Genomic DNA, 18,759 nt, shown 5'->3' on the forward strand with positions numbered 1-18,759 from the left:
TAGCCGATCAGGCCGACCGACAGGCCGGAAACCTCCTGGCCGAACCCGTGGAACGCCCACGTCACCTGTTGTCGAGCTCCAGCGTCACCGGGACTGCGAGCAGCTGGTCTGCCAGCGGCCAGATACTCAGAGCCAGCGATGCGAGATGGGCGCCTCGTGCGTTGATGCGATGCTCGTTCCAGGCAGAGGCCCAGCCGTTGATCTCGGCGGTCGGCGGCGGATTGAGCAGTGTCCCGTGGGTGAGTCTAAGGAGGCTGTGCTCGCCGAGCCACTTCCGTTTGTCGTCCCAGGCCATGTTGCCCAGCGCGGGATTCAGACGGGCTGTGACCAGGGTCAGGTTGCCGAGGGTGTGAACCAGTTCGTCGCGGTCGGCGCCCTCGGAGGGATCGTCTTCGAGGGGAGGCCAGTTGTCGCGCCAGCTCTGCGGCATGACGTGCTCAATGGTCAGCTTCGCCCCGAGCTGCTCGCCGACAGGGACGGTGAGCTGCTCGGTGTGGTCCGTACGCAGCTCGTCCTCCAGCGCTTCGAGGAGGATGCGGACGCGGTGGCGGTAGAGGCGGGTGTAGATCGGGTCTTGTTCCAGTGCGGTACGGAACTCCGTGTCCGTGGGCCACTGGCGGTGATGGCCCTGCATGGCTGAGAGCGCCTTGATGATCACCTCGTCCGCGTGCTCGGGCTGCCGGGACGCGGCTGTGACGAGGTCACGGAAGACGTTGTTGTAGTCGCGGCTGCTCAGGTTGAGGATCGCCCGGCGGACGAGGTAGCTGTCGATCGCCCGGATGGCACGGTGCCGCCGCTCCGCCGGCAGTACGGCGTCGTCGAGGCCGTACAGGAAAAGGAGCAGGGGCATCGGGGTGGAGGTCTGCATGACCTTCATTCGGTAAAGGAAACGGCCCTCGACGCCGTGCAGTGGGTGCTGGTCGATCAGGTCGTAGATCTCGGCGTACCGCGCGAGTTCGGCGAAGACGTCCTCGCTGGGAGCGCTGGCCGAGTTCAGCCAGTGCTCGAACTCCTTGAACAGGGAGGAAGCGGTGAACTCGCGCCCTGTGCGCATCGTGAGCCAGTAGGTCAGGAAGACGTCGAGGCGGCTGCGTGTGATGCGGCCGGTCGTCTGCTCGGTGCGCCACTCGTCCTGGTCGAAGGGAGCCCAGTAGGCCTTGTAGAGCCGGTCGACGTCCGCTCCGGAGTGTTCGGCGTTGCGAAAGAGCAGGTTCTTGATCAGATCCGCATGTTCCAGAGGCGTACCGCGGCTGTTGAGCGTTTCGAAGACGACCTGCGCGTCGTCGTGCTCCTCCAGGTCGATGATGACCAGACGCAGTTGCTCCCGCATCATCTGTACGAGCGTTCCGAGGCGTTCGTGCGGCTCAGGGCATTCCGACAGCCACGCGTCGATCTCCTGCTGGAAATAGGCGACAGCCCCAGCGAGACGGCCGTCTCCTCCTTCTCCGAGCATCACGGAGCGGAACTCGTCGCGGTCGGCGTTGGTGGGCCACACTTTGTAGCGGTGGTCCGGATGCCGGCCGCTGTCGAACAGGTCCTCGTCGTTCTCCAGGAACTTGCTCAGCAGTCGCACCGACCTCTCGTGGTCGAGTGCCGTCGCCGACAGCCGGGCCGCGAACAGAAACAGCTGAAGTGTCGTGAGCCGCTGCTGGCCGTCGATGACCTGCCGGGTCTCCAGGTTCGACGAAAGGTAGGGCGTCTCGTCGAAGACCACCGCGCCCAGAAAATGCGGCGCCACCGTGTCCCCGGTCTGCGCGGCCCGTTCGACCCGCTCGACGGTGCGGCGAATGTCCTCCCACAGGGCTGCCCAGTTGTCGTCCCTGGTCCATACGTACGGCCGCTGGAACAAGGGCACCGTGTACCGGATATCCCTACCGAAGATGCGCCGCAGATCGACGGTGTCCGCTCTCATGGCCCCCCACATCACTCGCGTTCACACCACGGTATAGATCTCCAGGCCCGGTCTCAGGCCGATCGGTGAACCCGCCTCCCGCGAGCGGAGTGCGGCCGAATTCCATCGAACGCGCGCGGGTTTCCCGCAGGCGCATCCTGCGGGACGGACCGGACCGTTGTCCGCCTGGACCAGACGTCGGCCCGGACCGACAACGGTCCGGGCCGTCCCGCCCGAAATCGTCAGGGCAGGGGAACCGTGTCCTGCGCCCTGTTCCTCCCCGACACCCGCCCCCGTACCACCGCGAAGGCCACCACGGCGAGGGCCACCGCCGTCGACAGCACCACCTGGTCGCGGCCGCCGCCGTCTGCCGTGTCGGTGAGCATGTAGCCGAGGACGAAGGTGATGAGGGCGATGGTCGCCCAGGTCAGGTAGGGGTAGAGCCACATCCGGACGACCAGTTTCTCCGGCGACTCCCGTTGGATGATCTTGCGCATCCGCAGCTGGGAGAAGCAGATCACCAGCCAGACGAAGAGGGCGATCGCGCCGGAGGCGTTGAGGAGGAACTGGAAGACCGTGTCGGGCCAGAGGTAGTTGAAGGCGACGGCGACGAAGCCGAAGACGACCGAGGCGAGGATGGCGGCGCGGGGGACGCCGCGCCCGGTGGTCCGGCCGAAGGCGGCCGGGGCGTCGCCTCGGCGGCCGAGCGAGAAGGCCATGCGCGAGGCGGTGTACAGGCCGGAGTTGAGGCAGGACAGCACCGAGGTCAGCACGATGGTGTTCATGATCTGGGCCGCGTGCGGGATGCCGATGGAGCTCAGGGCGGCGACGTACGAACCGTCCTTGAGGATCGCCGGGTCGTCCCAGCGCAGCAGCGACACCACGACCAGGATCGAGCCCAGGTAGAACACCGCGATCCGCCAGATCACGCTGTTGGTGGCCTTGGTGACGGCGGCCCGCGGGTCGGCGGTCTCGCCCGCAGCCAGGGTGACGATCTCGCTGCCCATGAAGGAGAAGACGACCATCAGGACGCCGGTGAGGATCGCGCCGGGTCCGTTGGGCAGGAAGCCGCCGTGCGCGGTGAGGTTGGAGAAGCCGCTCGCCGGGTGGTCGGAGCCGGGCAGCAGCCCGAAGAGGGCGAGGCCGCCCAGCACGATGAACGCGGCGATGGCGACGACCTTGATGCCGGCGAACCAGAACTCGAACTCGCCGTAGGAGCTGACCGAGGCCAGGTTGGTCGCGGTGAGGACGATCATGACGATCAGGGCCCAGCCCCACTGGGGCACGGCCGGGATCCAGCCGGCCAGGATCTTGGCGCCGGCGGTCGCCTCGACGGCGAGCACCACGACCCAGAAGAACCAGTACAGCCAGCCGATGGTGAAGCCGGCCCAGCGGCCGAGCGCGCGGTCCGCGTAGGCGGAGAACGAGCCGGAGGTGGGGTTGGCCGCGGCCATCTCGCCGAGCATGCGCATCACGAGGACGACGAGGACGCCGACGAGCGCGTACGAGACGAGGATGCCGGGGCCGGCGGCGGCGATGCCGGAGCCGGAGCCGACGAACAGGCCGGCGCCGATGACGCCGCCGATCGCGATCATCGACAGGTGGCGGTTCTTGAGTCCGGCCTGAAGGCCGCCGGACCCGCCGGGCTCGCCGGATCCGCCGGACCTGCCCGGCTCGGTGGGAGGGGTTCTGGGGACGGTTGTGGTCATCTCGACATCCAGGGGAAGTGCGGACAGGGAGTAAGGACCAGGGGGGCGTCTGGAAATTAGTTCAGTACGATCCAAAAGAACAAGACTTGTTTAACTGTTCACCTTGCTCTATTTTTCGTGCAGCGCGGAACCCTCTCTTCCGGGAGCCCTCTGTGGACCACACCGTGACCCCGCTCGCCAGGCCGTTAAGGTGGCGCCGTGGTGAATGCACCGGGCAAGTTCGGCCCCTACAGCGGCTGGGACACGCGTGTCCTGGCCGGCCGGGGCCCCACGGGAGCGGAACTCGTCCGGTCCCGGATCGCCCTGCGGGTGCGGCTGCGGTCCGTGTCGCCGGGAGACCGGCTGCCGGACGCGGGGGTCCTCGCCGAAGAACTCGGGATCAGTGAGATCACCGTGCGCCGCGCGCTGGAGGTCATGTGCCAGGACGGCCTGCTCGACCGCCGTCGGGGCCGGGCGGGCGGGACCTTCGTCGCGGCGGACTGGGACGAGGTCGTCGCCGCGATGTACGACGCCGACGAGGCGGCCGCACTGGACTCCTTCCACCTGCTGCTCGAGTGCGGGCTCGTCGCCCACACCGCGGGCGAACTGCCGGACGGCGGGCTCGACGGGCTGCGGGCCATGGTCGAGGAGATGGACCTGGCCGACGACCCGGCCCGGCTGCTCGAACTGGAGACCCGCTTCCACCTCGACCTCGCGGAGACGCTCGGCGGCGCCGGCATCAGGGAGTTCGCCGCCGACCTCCTCGGCAAGCAGTGCCTGCTGGGGCCCGCGCCGGACCCCGCCGTCGTCCGGGCCCGCAACCGCTGCCACGCCGACCTGCTCGACGAACTCGGCCGCGGCGCGATGGACCCGGCGGTACGAGCGGTGAAGGCACACCGGCACGCCGAACCGAACTGACCCCCCGGAAGGGAGCTGTCGCCATGTCTGACCCCGGACCCGCCGGACCGTCGCCGACGCCGGGCCCCGCCGGCGGCACCCCGCAGCGGCTGCGCGGCGGCGTCCTCGGCATGGCGGACATCGCCGCCGCCACGATGGCCAACGTCGGCCCGGCCATGAGCTTCTTCTTCGGCTTCGCCTTCCTGGCCACCACCGCGGGCGTCGCCTCCCCGCTGACCATCGTGGCGGCGGGGGTGGCGGTCGCGCTGTTCGGCAACACGCTGGCCGAGTTCTCCCGGGCGCACCCCTCGGCGGGCAGCTTCACCACCTTCGTGGGCAAGACCTTCGGGCCGGTCAGCGCGGTGACCACGGCCCTGCTCGCCGGACTCGGCTACATCATCGCCATGGCCTCCGTGATCGCGATCTCGGGCGGGTTCATGCAGATCACCCTGCACCACTACACCGGCGTCGACCTGCCGTGGATCCTCTGGACGCTGCTGCTGACCGGGCTGGCGGTGGTGCTGATGCTGCGCGGGATCGTGGTGTCCACCAAGTGGGCCGGCTACTTCTTCGGCGTGGAGATGCTCGTGCTGGTCGTGGTCTCGGTCGCGGCGATCGTCGAGCACCGGGGCGACCTCTCCCTCGCTCCGTTCCTGCCCTCCCACCTCACCCACGGCGTCAAGGGCCTCGCGGCGGGCTTCCCGCTGGCGGTGTACCTGTTCATCGGCTGGGAGAACTCGGCCGCACTGGCCGAGGAGACGGAGAACCCGCGGCGCAACGTCGGCCGCGCCGTCTTCTCCTCCGTCGCGATCATGACGGTGAGCTACATCCTCTTCTCCTACGCCACCGTGACAGGCTTCGGCTACGACGTGCAGCGACTCGGCGACTCCCGGATCCCCTTCATCGACGTCGCCCAGCACACGCTGGGGGCGCTGGCGCTCCTCGCCTACCTCGGCGGCCTGACCTCCACCCTCGGCGTGCTGATCGCGGGCATCAACTCCCAGGCGAGGCTGGTGTTCAACGCCGGACGCGAAGGGCTGCTCCCGTCCTTCTTCGGGTACGTCCATCCCACCCGCCGTACGCCGAACAACGCGATCGTCACCTTCACCGCCACCGCGCTGCTGATCATCGCGGGATGGGGCCTGGGGCATCTGTTCGGGGACGGAGGTCAGATGAACCCGGTGGTCTTCTTCGCCGAGTCCTCCAGTCTGGGCGCGATCCTGATCCTGCTGGTCTATCTCGCGTCCAACATCGCGCTGCCGCTGTACTACCGCAGATACCGCCCGCAGGAGTTCCGGATCCTGCGGCACCTGGTGCTGCCGGCGGTCGGGGCCCTCGCCGTCCTGGTCCCGCTGTACTACCTCGCCAAGCCCGGACAGCCCGCCCCGTACAGCTGGTTCCCGTACGCGGCCGCGGCCACCCTCCTCGCGGCCGTCTGCTACGCGACGCTCCTGGTCCGACGCGACCCGGGCCTGGCCGACCGGGTGGGATCGGTCGTCGCCGACGCGGAGTGAGGACGGCGGTGACGGCCGCGGGTCGTCCCGCCGAGAGGGCGGGCGCGCGGTTCCGCGGTCAGGAGACCGCCGCCTCCAGGTACTGGCCGAGGTAGCGGAACCTGCCGCCGGTCACCTGGTAGTCGAACATCGCGTCGTCGTTGAAGCCGTGTCCCTGCCGGTACTTGACGGTGCGGGTGATCCCGGTGTGCGCGACCTCGCGGAGCCTGCGGGCGATCGCGCCGCGCTCTCGCACCGCCGAGCCGTTCTTGTTGCAGGCATCGGCCAGGAACATCACGGCGTCGTAGGCCTCCGCTGCGTACCAGCCGGGGGCCGCGCCGAAGCGGGCGCGGTAGGCAGCGGTGAAAGCCCGGGTGGAAGGGCGGGCCGCGGGGTCCACGAACGAGGTGGCGAAGACCCAGCCGGTCGCGGCGGCGCCTGCGGCGGTGAGGAAAGCCGGACCGAAGGCCTGCTCCGTCGCCATGCCGGTTCCGGTGAATCCGGCGGCCTTGAGGGCGGATGCGAGACCGGCGGTCCGCGCCGCGTCCCCCGTGCAGATGACCGAGTCCGCTCCCGCGGACATCACCGCCGCGGCCAGCGAGGCGTAGTCGATCTTCCCGGCGGGGACGCTTTTCAGGGTGGTGTCCCGGCCGGACTTCCGCAGCCCCTGCTGGGCCAGGTCGCACAGGGTCCAGGCGGTGTCGCCCTGCGCCCGGTCGTCCACCAGGAACACGTTCCGCGCGTCGACGTGGTTGCCGAGGTAGCCGATGCAGGGGGCGGCGAGCAGACTCCTCTCGACATGCAGCGCCGCATGGGAGCGGAACTGGTTGTAGCCGAACGACCTGCCCTCGAGATTGACGTCCACCGAGACGGACACCACCGGCATCGTCGCCTTCGTGTACGAGGCCTCCGTGCTGAGGAAGCAGGCGTCGGTGGTGGGCCCCAGCACCGCGAGGACGGCGGCGTCCTTCGTCAGCCGTCCGGCCAGGCTCCCGGCCCGGGTCGGGTCGCCGCCGTCGTCGTAGGGGATCAGCTTCAGGCGGAAGGGACGGCCGCTCTTGGCGTTGACCTGCTCGACGGCCAGCCGGGCACCGTTGAGCTGGGCGTTCCCGCTCTCCTTGTGGGCCCCGGTCAGATCACCCTGGAACGCCACGACCAGTTCCGGGCGTGGGCTCGCGCCCGACGGAGGCGCCGTCGGCGTCCCGGAGCGGGTGCTCCACCACCAGGCACCGCCGCCGCCGGCCGCAAGCACCCCGGCGGTGGAGCCGAGGCGCAGGAAGCTGCGGCGGCGGATGCCCGGCACGGCGGGCGGGGCGGCCGCGACGGCCGTCAGCGTCGCGGCTTCCGGTGACACGGGTGCTACCGGTGACACGGGGTTCGCGGGCGCGGACACCTGCGTCGGCTCGATGGCGCCGAGGGTGAGCACGGCGGCGGACCGGTCGTTGATCAGCCGCATGACCGGCTCGGGCAGCCAGCCGGGCGGCCCGGCGGGGCGGGCGTCCGGCCCTTCCGAGCCTTTTCCACCGGCCTCCGTCTCCCCGAGGGCCTCGCGGAGACGGGCGAGGGTGGGACGGCGCGGCGGATCCTTGTCCAGACAGGCCCTCAGCAGCGGAGCCAGGTCGTCCGGCAGCGCGGCGGGGTCGGGATCCTCGTAGACCGTGCGCAGCAGCATGCCGGCCGCCCCGCCGCCACCGAACGGCCGTACCCCCGTCGCGGCGAACGCCAGCACGCACCCCAGCGAGAACACGTCGCTGGGCGGGCCGATCTCCCCGCCGCGCGCCCGCGCCTGCTCGGGCGAGAGGAAGCCGGGCGAGCCGACGATCATGCCGCTGGAGGTGAGCGCCGTCGCCTCCGGGGCGCGGGCGATGCCGAAGTCGATGAGCCGTGGCCCGTCCGGGGCCAGCAGGACGTTGCCGGGCTTCACGTCGCGGTGCACGAGACCGGCCGCGTGCACCGCGTCGAGCGCCTCGGCGAGCCGGACGCCGAGCACCCGCACCGAGGCCGGGGCGAGCGGTCCGAACGTGTCCACCGTTTCGGAGAGCGACGGTCCCGGCACGAACGAGGTCGCCAGCCATGGAGTGTCGGCATCGGCGTCGGCGTCCAGCAGCGGGACCACCCAGGGGCTGTCCACCCGCCGGGCGACCTCCACCTCGCGGCGGAACCGGGCCCGGAAGCCCGGCTCGTCGGCGTACGAGGCACGGACCGTCTTGACCGCGGCGATCGCTCCGCCCGGCGCCCGCGCCAGGAAGACGACGCCCATCCCGCCCGCGCCAAGGCGCCGCAGCAGACGGTAGCGTCCGAGCCGGGAGGGGTCGCCGGCGCGCAGCGGCTCCATCAGACGGTGAGCGGCGCGGGGCCGCCGTACACGAAGTCACCCTGTTCGACCTGCCAGAGGAAACCCCCGGTGCCGTCGATGACCATCAGGCCGGTCCCGGCCATCTCGCCGGTCTGCTCGAAGGCGAACGCCTTCGTGATGCCTTCGTACTTCCCCGTCTGCACGGTCTTGAGCAGGTTCTCCCGGGTGCGCTTCTTCGCCGGCAGCCCGGACAGGGCCTTCAGCAGCATCCCGGTCACGTCGTACGCCTCCGCCGCGTACCGGGGTGGAGCCTCCCTGAAGCGCGCACGGTAGGAGGCGGCGAACTTCGCGGCCTCGGGCTTGCGGGTCGGGTCGACGACCGGAGCCACCATCACCCAGCCCTCGGCTGCCTCCTGAGCACCCGTCAGGAATCGTCCGTCGAGCAGGGCCGGCCCGGACACGCGCGCGCCCCGGAAGGCGCGTTGCCTCAGCGTCGCGGCGATCAGCGCGCCCCGGTCGGGCAGCCCGGCGAAGAACACGGAGTCGGCGCCCGCGGAGAGCACCGCGTCCACCGCGGTGCCGAAGTCGTGACGCATCGCGCTGACCACCTCCGGCACCGCCGGCTGCTGTGCGTTGCTCAACTGAGTACTGAGGGAAGTGCCGAGATCCGTCCCGTAATTGCCTGCCGGACGGTCGACGACAAGCCCGACCTTGCGCGAACGGGCCGTGCCACGCAGGTAGTTGCTCATGTACAGGGCGAGCACTGAGTCGGGCAGCCGTCCGAGCAGGAACGAGCGGAAGCCCTGGATGACGAGGCTGACACTGCCGGGGGACACCGCGACGACCGGCACGAGTCCGGCGTCGTACTTGGCGAGCGCCGCCTGGGCGGTCGCGTCGGTGGTCGGGCCGACCACGGCGAGGACCGCCGGGTCGTCCGCGAGCTCCGCGGCGAGCCGGGTCGAGGCCGCCGGATCGCCCTTGTCGTCGACGGCCCTGACCTTCACGGTGAACGGGGCGTCACCACGCGCGTTGAACTCGGCGACGGCGAGCCGCAGTCCGCGTTCCTGAGCCCTTCCCGACTCGCGCTGCGGGCCACTGAGGTCGCCGTGCAGCGCGAGGGTGTGCACGGGCCGTCGCGCGGCCGCGGGCTTGTCGTCCTTCGCGTCGTCGTCGCGGGTCGCCGCCCACCAGGCCGTTCCCGCACCCGCCGCGACCGCCACCGCCCCGCCTGCGAGCAGCAGGAAACGGCGTCTGCCGGTCGGTCGCGCGTCCTGCGGCCCGGACGGCGAAGCCTGGTCGGCCGAGGCCGAGGCCGAGGCCGGGTCAGGGGGCGTGTCCTGCACGTCGGAGGCGGTTTCCGGGAGGCCCCCCGCTGCCGTGCCCGGTCCCGCCGAGGCGGTGGCCGGGACCTGGGTGTGCTCGATGTCCGGCAGCGCGAGCGCGGCCGCCGACCGCTCGGCGATCAGACGGGTCACCGCCTCGGGCAGCCACCCCACCGCCTGTTGGTCCTGTGGACCGCCGTCGGCCGCCCGCGGGTCCTGTGGACCGCCGTCGGCCGCCCGCGGGTCCTGTGGACCGCCGTCGGCCGCCCGCGGGTCCTGTGGACCGCCGTCGGCCGCCTGCCGGTCCTGTGAACTGCCCCCGGCTGCCTGCTGGTTCGGCAGGCTGCCCTCGGTCGTCAAACGCCGCACCAGCTCCGCCGCGTCCGGACGCCGGGCCGGATCCTTCTCCAGGCAGGCCTCCACCACCTCGCGCAGCTCCGCCGGCACCCCGTCGAGGTCCGCCGGATCGTGCACGGCCCGGTAGAGCAGGGCGTCGACCGCTCCGCCGCCGAACGGCGCCCGGCCGGTCGCCGCGAACGCCAGCACACAGCCGAGGGAGAACACGTCGCTCGCCGGCCCGATGTCGTCGCCACCGGGTCCCGTGGCCTGCTCGGGCGAGAGATAGCCGGGGGTGCCGACCACCATTCCGGTCGCGGTGAGCGCCGTGTCCTCCGGCGCCCGGGCGATGCCGAAGTCGATGAGCCGCGGACCGTCATGGGCGATCAGTACATTGCCCGGCTTCAGGTCCCGGTGGACCAGCCCGGCCCGGTGCACCTCGCCCAGGGCCTGGGCCAGCCGGGTCCCGAGCAGCCGCACCCCGGGCTCCATCAGAGGTCCGTACGCGGCCACGGCCTCGCCCAGCGACGGGCCGGGTACGTACGCCGTCGCCAGCCAGGGCGCCTCGGCGTCTGCGTCGGCGTCCACCAGCGGCACCGCCCACGGGCTGTGGACCTGCCGGGCCACCTCGACCTCGCGGCGGAACCGCTCCTTGAAGCCCGGCTCCTCGGCGTACTCGGCCAGCAGCACCTTCAGCGCCACCAGGGCGCCGTTCGGGGTGCGCGCCAGGTACACGACGCCCATGCCGCCGGCGCCGAGCCGGCCGAGCAGGCGGTGGTCCGCGATACGCGCGGGGTCGGAAGAACGCAGCGGCTCCATCAGTTCTTCCCTCCGAGCTGGTTCTTCACGCGGTCGAGCATCTTGGTGGCGGCGGCCGACGCGTACTGGCCCAACTCGTCGTTGGTATAACCCTTGGCGCCCATCACCGACACCCCCACGGTGACCGTGCCGAGCCGGGTGACGAACCAGCGGTACGTCTGTGCGCTCGTCCCGGAGAGGTACTGGCCTATCTCCACCACCTGATCGTCGGCGTAGGTGTTGCCGCCCTGGCCGTAGGGACTGGCGGCCGACATGAGCCCGGCTATCCGCTCGTCGGTGCGGACCTGCTGGACCCGGCAGCGCAGCGCCTCCTCCAGGGTGGTGGACAACTGCTGGTCGGCCGCGGTGACGTCGGCGTGCACGGTCACCGCCGCGGTCACCTTCAGCGTTCCCCTGCCGCCCGAGCCCGGCAGTTCGCTGTAGCGGGACAGCGAGGCGAGCACACTCGAGGGAAGGGGCCGGCGCTGCCAGCGGCACTGTTGGTCGAGCACGGCGACGGTGCCGGGGGCGCTCGCGGCCGGCTGCTGGGCACGGAAACCCGCACCCCAGTCCGCCGGCCGCAGCGCGACCGCCTGCGCCACCGTCTCGGCCCGCCGCCTCGTCCGGGGCACCTCGGCGGGGGCCGCCTCGAACGGCGACAGCGACGCGGTGCCGCCGCCCGGCGAGGAGGCGGGCGAGGAGGGCGAGCCGGACGCGGACGGCGCCGGGGTCCGGGCGGACGCCGAAGGGCTCGGCTCTGCCGCCTTGTCGTCCCCCGCGCCGCAGCCGCCCAGCAGCACGGCTGCCGCGGCCGCCGACGCCGCGGCCCTCAAGGGCCACGTCGCCCCCAAGGGCCAAGTCGTCCTGCGTCTGCCTGTGTTGTCGCCCATGCCCGCCCCTCCGCCTCAGCGCCCCCGCTTCGCGTGCGGTGATCGTACAGAGGTACGCGAGAAGTGGACGGACGGTTCCGTGAACGGAGTTCGGTCTTCAGTGCGGCACGGCCCCCGTGGACGCGGTGGACAACTGCCGTGCGTGGCGCCGCGTCTCGCGACCGGCTGTGCCGGGGGAACGACGATGCCGTCCTCGCGGCCGCGGCGGGGCTCCCGTCTCCTCGGCCTTCCCGAGGTCAGGGCGCTGGTTCTTGCGTCGGCCGATCGTCCGCGCTCGCCAGGGATCGCCGCGCCACCCGTGCCAGATGCCGCGCGAAGACCGCCTCCGCCTCCGGCGTCAGGGTCCGCAGCGCCACCAGTGCCGTGATGACCACGTCGCACAGTTCGCCCTGGACGTCCTCCCACGAGTGGGTGACGCCCTTGCGGGGGTTCTGGCCGGTCGCCCCGATCACGGCCTGCGCGACCTCACCGACCTCCTCCGACAGTTTCAGCAGCCGCAGCAGCAGGCCCTCCCGGCCGCCGTGCGCCCGGTCGGCGTCCAGCCAGCTCGACAGCGCGTCGACGGTGGCCCAGAGACCGGCGGGGCCCACAGGGGCGTGGGGTCCGGTGGGCACGGACTGCGGGGGCTGCGGCTCGGTGCTCATGGACGAAGCGTGTCAGGCCCACGGACCCGCAGTCCCGGCGTCCAGGGATCACGGGCCCGTGCCCGGAGACGGCGTCCCGCGCGGCAGGCCACCGTCCCGTGTCCGGAGGCGCCGTCCCGCGCGGCAGGCCACCGTCCCGTGTCCGGGCGGCACGGTCTGGCTTTGCGGACCGGGCCGGAATGCGGCGTCCGAGCGGCGCGGTCCCGCTCCGCAGGCCGCAGCCCCGTTCTCGGGGTCGCGCAGTCCCGTTCCGGCGTCGCACAGTCCCGTTTTCGGGGTCGCGCAGCTCCGCTTCCCGCGCCGGGCCGAAGGCCGAGGTGCTGCATCCGGGGGCCGCAATCCCGCGCCGGAGGGCTGGTCGGGCCGGGCCGATTCGGCGTCCGGGGCAGCGTGGGCCGGGGGGCTCTTGTCGGGCGTCCGGGGCCGCGCGGGTCCGGTTACTCCTCGAACAGCGCTTCCTGTTCCCCCTGTTCCCGTCGGCGCAGCCGTTTGGCGCGCATGCCGATGACCGCGGCCGTCGCCGCCGCCGTCGCGCCCAGCGCCGCCGGGACCATCCAGCCGCGGTCGACCAGGTGGCCGAGGGCGTGGTCGAGGGAGAGGCGGCCCGGGCCCGTGATGGCGAGGCCCGCGGCGGCCAGGCCCAGGGAGGCCGCGTGCTCGTAGCCGCCGTTCTGCGCGAAGAAGCCGTTGGGGAGGTGTACCGCGGAGGCGCCCGCCATCGCGCCGGCCGCGGCCGCGCCCGCCGCCGGGGTGGCCAGGCCCAGCGCCAGCAGTGTGCCGCCGCCGGCCTCCGCCAGGCCGGCCGCCGTCGCGCTGGCCTTGCCTGGTGCGTAGCCGACGGACTCCATGAACTGGCCGGTCCCTTCCAGACCGTGCCCGCCGAACCAGCCGAACAGTTTTTGCGCGCCGTGCGCCGCCAGCACTCCGCCGGTGCCCAGTCGGAGCAGCAGCAATCCCAGATCACGTCGGTCGTAGCAGGTCACGGTGACTCCCTGAGCAGAAAAGCGCGGACGTGGAAGAACGGGAACGGAACAGACAAGACAGGAGCAGCCCCCTCCGCGTTTCCACCGTCGCACCACTCACACCCGTCCGGCCCGTCCTGGACGCCGTTCGGGTGGCGGGGCCCGGACAGCGGTGTGAGTGTGGCCCGTATGGCGATCCAGACCGACAGACTCAGCGACCCGGCCGTCCGTGCCTTCGTCGCCGCCGTCAACGCCCATGACGAGGAGGCCTTCCGCAGCCTGCTCACCCCCGACGCGACCATGGCGGACGACGGCTCCGATCGTGACCTCGCCCAGTGGGCCGACCGGGAGATCTTCTCCTCGCGCGGCCACATGGACGTCACGAAGGAGTCGGACGGCGGCCGTGCCCTCCTCGCCGACTACCGCAACGACACCTGGGGCGAGATGCGCACGAGATGGAGCTTCGTCGTCGAGGACGACGGCCGGATCTCCCGTTTCGAGACCGGTCAGGCGTAGGGCCTGTCGGCGACCGGTACTCGACGGTGAAGGGCCGTTCACCGCCGGGAAGGCGGTCAACGGCCCTTCGGGTCGGGGTGGTTCACCAGGAGCGGGCGGTGGCCGCCTGTTCCGTCAGGGTGAGCTGCCCCGCCTTGATGGTGGCCAGGCGCGGGGCCCGGCGGGCGATCGACGAGTCGTGGGTGACCATGATGAACGTCAGCCCGTACTCGTGCCACAGCCCTTCGAGCACCTCCATGATCTCGTCGCGCATGCCCTCGTCGAGGTTGCCGGTGGGCTCGTCGGCGAGCAGCACCTTGGGCTTCTTGACGAGCGCGCGGGCGATCGCGACGCGCTGCTGCTGACCGCCGGAGAGTTCCGCCGGGGCGTGGGTGCGGCGCTCGCCCAGGCCGACGGAGCGCAGTGCCTCCGCGGCGCGCTCGCGCCGTTCCGCGCCCTTCACCCCGAGCGGGACGAGCGCCGTCTCGACGTTCTCCTGCGCGGTCAGGGTCGGGATGAGGTTGAACGACTGGAAGATGATGCCGATCTTCTCGGCGCGCAGCCGGGTCAGCTTCGCCTCGCTGACGCGCGCGAGGTCGACGCCGTCCAGCTCGACGCTGCCCGCGGACGGGCGGTCGAGGCCGCCGATCATCTGGAGCAGCGTGGACTTGCCGCCGCCCGTGGGGCCCTGGATGACGAGCTGGTCGCCGTCCGCGATCGTGAGGTCGATGCCGCGCAGCGCCTCGATCGTCTCCTTGCCGCGCGTGTAGCGCTTGGTGACGCCGGTGAGGTTGTACATGGGGTCTCCGGGTTCTCCGTGTTCTCCGTCCTCCGCGGGGGAGTGACGGAGGATGTGACGACTGGTCGGGGCGCGGGTCAGGAGACGCTGCGCAGGGCGTCCGCCGGGCGCATCCGGGAGGCGCGCCAGCCGCCCATCGCGCCGGCGATCAGTCCGCCGGCGACCGCCAGGCCCACCGCGAGCGCGATCGTGGTGACGGAGACGGGGGCCGAGAGGGCGATCTCCATCGTGTTCGCCGCGGACCGCTGACCGGGGCCGCCGCCGTCCGGGCCGCCGCCCATGCCGCCACCGCCGCCGGTGCTGCCGAGCTCGGCGGTCAGCTTCGGGCTGACCGCGGTCACCGTGTAGGCGGCCGCGAGGCCCAGGCCGATGCCCAGGGCGCCGCCCAGGAGGCCGTTGACCATGGACTCGCCGACGACCTGCCGGGTCACCCGGCGGCTGGGCCAGCCGAGCGCCTTCAGGGTGCCGAACTCGCGCACCCGGCGGGACACGGCCGAGGAGGTGAGCAGCGCGGCCACCAGGAACGCGGCGACGAGGACGGCGACCGACAGCCACTTGCCGACGCTGGTCGCCAGGTTCGAGGCGGTGGAGAGGGAACCGGAGACGGTCTCGGCCAGGTCGGCGGAGGTGGTGACCGTCGTACCGGAGATGTTCTTCTGGATCGTCGCCTTGACGGTGTCGATCTGCTGGGAGTCGGTCGCCTTGACGTAGATCGTGGTGACCTGGTCCGCCGCGTCGGCGAGGGTCTGCGCCTGCTTCAGCGGCAGGAAGACGTCCGTGGCGGAGTCGCTGCTGTCGGGCGTGGCGATGCCGATGACCTTGTACTTGGTGCCGGAGATCGTCAGTGTCGAACCGACCTTGTACGACTTCTCCTTGGCGTACGACTTGCTGACGACGGCGACCTTGGCGTTCGTCTGCGCCGACGTGAACGTCACACCCGAGGTGATCTTGGAGGTCGCCAGCGGGCCGAGGTCCTGGCCGGTGACGTCGACTCCGGCCACGGAGTACGAGTTGACGTCGAAGGAGGCGCCGCCGCCCTGGACCTGTGGGGCCGCGGTGGACCCGCCGCCGTTGCCGCCGCCGGGGCCGCCCTGACCGCCGTTGCCGCCGCTCGTGCCGGTGGAACTCTGCGCCTTGCCCTGGGTGAAGGAGCCGTCGACCTTGGTGACGTTCAGGGTGAGGGCGCCGACCGCGGCCGCCACGCCCTTCTGGCCGGCGACCTGCGTGACGAGCGCGGCCTTCAGGGCCTGCCCGCCCTGCGTCATCACCCGGTCGGAGCTCTGTTCCGCGTCGTCGTCCTCGGACGAGGCGTCGAACTCGAATCTGGGGCCCCCGGAACTGTTGGCCGTGGGGGCCGTGCGGGCTTTGGTGACGGTCATGTCGGTGCCGAGGCCGTACAGCGACTGCAGGACCTTGTCCTGTGCCTGCGTCATGCCGGCCGACACCGAGTTGACGGTGATGACCAGCGCGATTCCGAGCGCCAGACCCAGTGCGATGACCAGGGCGGCCTTCTTGCGCCGGCCCAGTTCACGCTTGAGATAGATGCCAAACATCCCGTTCCTCTGAGGTTCTTGGCGCCCGCTGTGGGCGCGGCCACAACCTAGGGAGGAACCTTTGAGCCGTCCTGAGTAAAGGATGTGTGAGAACTGAGAATGCGGACGGCCGTATCAGAATTCCTTGAGACAGCTGATTCCTAGGCTGTGGAGGGGCTTTTCCCAGGTGGCAGGGGTTGAGTGGGGATTTCCTTCTACCCCGGACTCCCTTGTACGGTCCCGCAGTGCTCGCATTCCGCCGCCCGTCCCCGGGCTCGTCGCCGTGCCTGTCCCGGCGCTCCCTGCTGGCCCTCGCGGCCGCCGTGCCTCTGACCGCCGCGCCGTTCGCCGCGGGCCCGGCCGCCGCCGTGTCCGGCGCGGCGGTCGGCGGCGCGCGGCTCGTCGCCGACGGCGTCCAGGTGAACGGGGGCACCGCCCTGCCGGGGAAGCTGACCGCCCGGGCCTGGCTGCTCGCCGACCACGACAGCGGCGAGGTGCTCGCCTCCTGCCGCGCGCATCTGCGGCTCGCGCCCGCCTCCACGCTTAAGATGCTGTTCGCGGACACGCTGCTGGACCGGTTCGGGCGCACCGAGCGCTACTCGGTGACCGAAGCGGACCTGGCCGGCATCCCGTCCGGCTCCAGCCTCGTCGGCGTGAAGGCCGGGATCACGTACACCGTCGAGCAGTTGTGGCAGGGCGTGTTCCTGCGCTCCGGGAACGACGCCGTGCAGGTGCTCGCCCGTCTGAACGGCGGGGTGGCGAGGACGGTCGCCGAGATGCAGGCGAGGGCGGCCGACCTCCAGGCGCTCGACACCCATGTCGTCAGCCCCGACGGTTACGACCACGAGGGCCAGCTGTCGTCCGCCTACGACCTGGCCCTGTTCGCCCGGCACGGGCTGCGCAACGCCGACTTCCGCGCCTACTGCGGGACCAGGGCCGCCCGCTTCCCGGCCGGGGGCGGCGGGACCTTCCGGATCGAGAACACCGACCGGCTGCTGTCGGGCACCCACGGGGTGACTCCGTACCCGGGACTGATCGGGGTGAAGAACGGGTTCACCAGCAACGCCGGGAACACCTTCACCGGGGCCGCGACCCGGGCGGGACGCACCCTGGTCGTCAGCGTGCTGCATCCGAGGAGCGGTCACAACGCCGTCTACGAGGAGACGGCGGCGCTGCTCGACTGGGGCTTCGCGCAGGGGAGTTCGGTGCGGGCGGTGGGAACGCTGGTCGAGGCGTTGAGCGAGGGCGGGGCCAGGGCGAGCGGGCCGGGCGGGTCCGCCGGAGAGGCGCCGCATGGCGGTGCCCGGGCGTCGTCGGCGGGCGGTGGCCCGGACGGCTGGGGCGTGCTCGGCGGGGCGGCGGGAGCGGTGGCGCTGATGGGGGGCGGGACGTACGCGCTGCGCCGGCGCCGTGACGGTGGGGTGCGGCCGGTCCCGGGTGCGGTTCCTCCGGCCGACCGGGAGACACCGTCGGCCGGTTGACGGTGGGGCAGGCGTCCCACGGCGCCGGTGCGTACCTCGCGGTCCCGGCGAGGTCCACCCCCACCCGGCGCCATGGGACGCCTGCCCCTACCCCCCTGGAGATGGCTCGAGGTCGTCCCGTGCGGAACTGTCGTGCTTCAAGTGTGAAGTTCTTGTGCAGAAGAGTTGAGCATAGATCCGTCATCGGCCGCAATGGCGCGGACGGTCAAACTCCGCTTGTGCAGGTTGAGGAGTTGACTATCCGTGGGCGACCGGCGCGCCGCACACTCGCCGGCCGTTCCCTCAGCCACGCCCCACGTAGGGCATCGCCGTCGCCAGCACGGTCACGAACTGCACGTTCGCCTCCAGGGGAAGCTCCGCCATGTGCCGCACCGTGCGCGCCACGTCGGCGACGTCCATCACCGGTTCCGCGGCGGTCTCCCCGTTGGCCTGCAACGCGCCCGTCTGCATCCGTGCCGTCATGTCGGTGGCCGCGTTGCCGACGTCGATCTGCCCGACCGCGATGCCGTGGGCCCGGCCGTCCAGCGACAGGGACTTGGTCAGACCGGTGAGGGCGTGTTTGGTCGCCGTGTAGGGCGCCGAGAGCGGGCGGGGCGTGTGCGCGGAGACGGACCCGTTGTTGATGATCCGGCCGCCCCGGGGAACCTGGTCCTTCATCTGCCGGTACGCCCCCTGCGCGCACAGGAACGCCCCGTTGAGGTTGGTGTCCACCACGTGCCGCCAGGCGTCGTAGGGGAGTTCCTCGAACGGCACGCCGCCCGGTCCGAACGTGCCCGCGTTGTTGAACAGCAGGTCCAGCCGCCCGAAGCGCTCGCGCACGGCCCGGAAGAGGGCTGCCACCTCCTCCGGGCGTGAGACGTCCGTCCGTACGGCGAGACTCGCGCCCCCGGGGACCAGTGCGGCCGTCGCCTCCAGGGTCTCCGGGCGCCGCCCGGCGAGCGCCACCGACCAGCCCGCGCGCAGCAGTTCCACGGACACCGCGCGCCCGATCCCGGACCCGGCGCCCGTCACGAGCGCGACCCCGGCCGGGCCGGCGTTCCGATCGGTGCCGTCACTGACCTCGGTGTCCGCGCCGGCCTCGGCGTCCGCGCTGACCTCGGTGACCTGGATGGTCGTGATGTTCCCGGTGTTCCCGGTGGGCTCGGCATTCATGGGCCCGCAGCGTACGTGAGCCCCACCGCGCGCAGCCGGTAGGCGGAACGCGCGCCTCCGCCATCCGACTGTTGTGTACGCGC

Annotated in this window: 14 protein-coding genes; 4 read left to right on the forward strand and 10 right to left on the reverse strand. The window is 71.8% G+C overall.

Going from position 1 to position 18,759, the window contains the following annotated elements:
* Positions 1-61: 61 nt before the first annotated feature.
* Both OHS71_RS29065 and OHS71_RS29070 read right to left on the reverse strand, forming a co-directional pair.
* Entirely contained in the window at positions 62-1,912 is a 1,851-nt protein-coding gene (locus OHS71_RS29065; protein ID WP_328482274.1) for a DUF262 domain-containing protein, read from the reverse strand.
* Between the two features lie 221 nt (positions 1,913-2,133).
* On the reverse strand, positions 2,134-3,600 hold the full coding sequence (locus tag OHS71_RS29070) for an amino acid permease (protein WP_328482275.1): 1,467 nt from the start codon (positions 3,598-3,600) through the stop codon (positions 2,134-2,136).
* 198 nt (positions 3,601-3,798) lie between these two features.
* On the opposite strand from OHS71_RS29070, the gene OHS71_RS29075 reads away from it, so the two are divergent.
* Together OHS71_RS29075 and OHS71_RS29080 are read left to right on the forward strand one after the other, a co-directional pair.
* Positions 3,799-4,497: a FadR/GntR family transcriptional regulator gene (locus OHS71_RS29075; protein WP_443047084.1), complete on the forward strand. Its 699-nt coding sequence runs from the start codon at positions 3,799-3,801 to the stop codon at positions 4,495-4,497.
* Positions 4,498-4,520: 23 nt separating this feature from the next.
* Positions 4,521-5,990, forward strand: a complete 1,470-nt coding sequence (locus tag OHS71_RS29080) for an APC family permease (RefSeq protein ID WP_328482276.1) — start codon at positions 4,521-4,523, stop codon at positions 5,988-5,990.
* Between the two features lie 58 nt (positions 5,991-6,048).
* On the opposite strand, the gene OHS71_RS29085 is transcribed toward OHS71_RS29080, so the two are convergent.
* The 5 genes from OHS71_RS29085 to OHS71_RS29105 all read right to left on the reverse strand — a co-directional run bounded on the left by OHS71_RS29085 (position 6,049) and on the right by OHS71_RS29105 (position 13,238).
* Positions 6,049-8,304, reverse strand: a complete 2,256-nt coding sequence (locus OHS71_RS29085) for a bifunctional serine/threonine-protein kinase/ABC transporter substrate-binding protein (RefSeq protein WP_328482277.1) — start codon at positions 8,302-8,304, stop codon at positions 6,049-6,051.
* The gene (locus OHS71_RS29090; protein WP_328482278.1) at positions 8,304-10,742 is read right to left on the reverse strand and encodes a bifunctional serine/threonine-protein kinase/ABC transporter substrate-binding protein; all 2,439 of its coding nucleotides are present in this window, start codon (positions 10,740-10,742) and stop codon (positions 8,304-8,306) included. Before OHS71_RS29090 ends, OHS71_RS29085 begins: the two co-directional genes overlap by 1 nt.
* Positions 10,742-11,611, reverse strand: a complete 870-nt coding sequence (locus OHS71_RS29095) for a hypothetical protein (protein ID WP_328482279.1) — start codon at positions 11,609-11,611, stop codon at positions 10,742-10,744. Before OHS71_RS29095 ends, OHS71_RS29090 begins: the two co-directional genes overlap by 1 nt.
* A 236-nt stretch (positions 11,612-11,847) precedes the next feature.
* Complete coding sequence (locus OHS71_RS29100) at positions 11,848-12,255, reverse strand: MazG-like family protein (RefSeq protein WP_328482280.1); 408 nt, start codon at positions 12,253-12,255, stop codon at positions 11,848-11,850.
* Between the two features lie 437 nt (positions 12,256-12,692).
* The gene (locus OHS71_RS29105; RefSeq protein ID WP_328482281.1) at positions 12,693-13,238 is read right to left on the reverse strand and encodes a DoxX family membrane protein; all 546 of its coding nucleotides are present in this window, start codon (positions 13,236-13,238) and stop codon (positions 12,693-12,695) included.
* Positions 13,239-13,406: 168 nt separating this feature from the next.
* On the opposite strand from OHS71_RS29105, the gene OHS71_RS29110 reads away from it, so the two are divergent.
* Positions 13,407-13,733, forward strand: a complete 327-nt coding sequence (locus tag OHS71_RS29110) for a nuclear transport factor 2 family protein (protein WP_328482282.1) — start codon at positions 13,407-13,409, stop codon at positions 13,731-13,733.
* A gap of 82 nt (positions 13,734-13,815) precedes the next feature.
* On the opposite strand, the gene OHS71_RS29115 is transcribed toward OHS71_RS29110, so the two are convergent.
* Entirely contained in the window at positions 13,816-14,511 is a 696-nt protein-coding gene (locus OHS71_RS29115; protein WP_328482283.1) for an ABC transporter ATP-binding protein, read from the reverse strand.
* A 77-nt stretch (positions 14,512-14,588) separates the two neighbouring features.
* Positions 14,589-16,064, reverse strand: a complete 1,476-nt coding sequence (locus tag OHS71_RS29120) for an ABC transporter permease (protein WP_328482284.1) — start codon at positions 16,062-16,064, stop codon at positions 14,589-14,591.
* 224 nt (positions 16,065-16,288) lie between these two features.
* Here OHS71_RS29120 and OHS71_RS29125 point away from each other — a divergent pair, with 224 nt between their 5' ends.
* Positions 16,289-17,524 carry a D-alanyl-D-alanine carboxypeptidase family protein gene (locus OHS71_RS29125; protein ID WP_328482285.1) on the forward strand — a complete coding sequence of 412 codons (1,236 nt, stop codon included), beginning with the start codon at positions 16,289-16,291 and terminating at the stop codon, positions 17,522-17,524.
* Positions 17,525-17,806: 282 nt separating this feature from the next.
* Here OHS71_RS29125 and OHS71_RS29130 read toward each other — a convergent pair whose 3' ends face one another.
* The gene (locus OHS71_RS29130; protein WP_328482286.1) at positions 17,807-18,676 is read right to left on the reverse strand and encodes an SDR family oxidoreductase; all 870 of its coding nucleotides are present in this window, start codon (positions 18,674-18,676) and stop codon (positions 17,807-17,809) included.
* Between the last annotated feature and the right edge of the window lie 83 nt (positions 18,677-18,759).

The organism is Streptomyces sp. NBC_00377, assembly GCF_036075115.1.
In the GTDB taxonomy this organism is placed as follows: Bacteria; Actinomycetota; Actinomycetes; order Streptomycetales; family Streptomycetaceae; genus Streptomyces.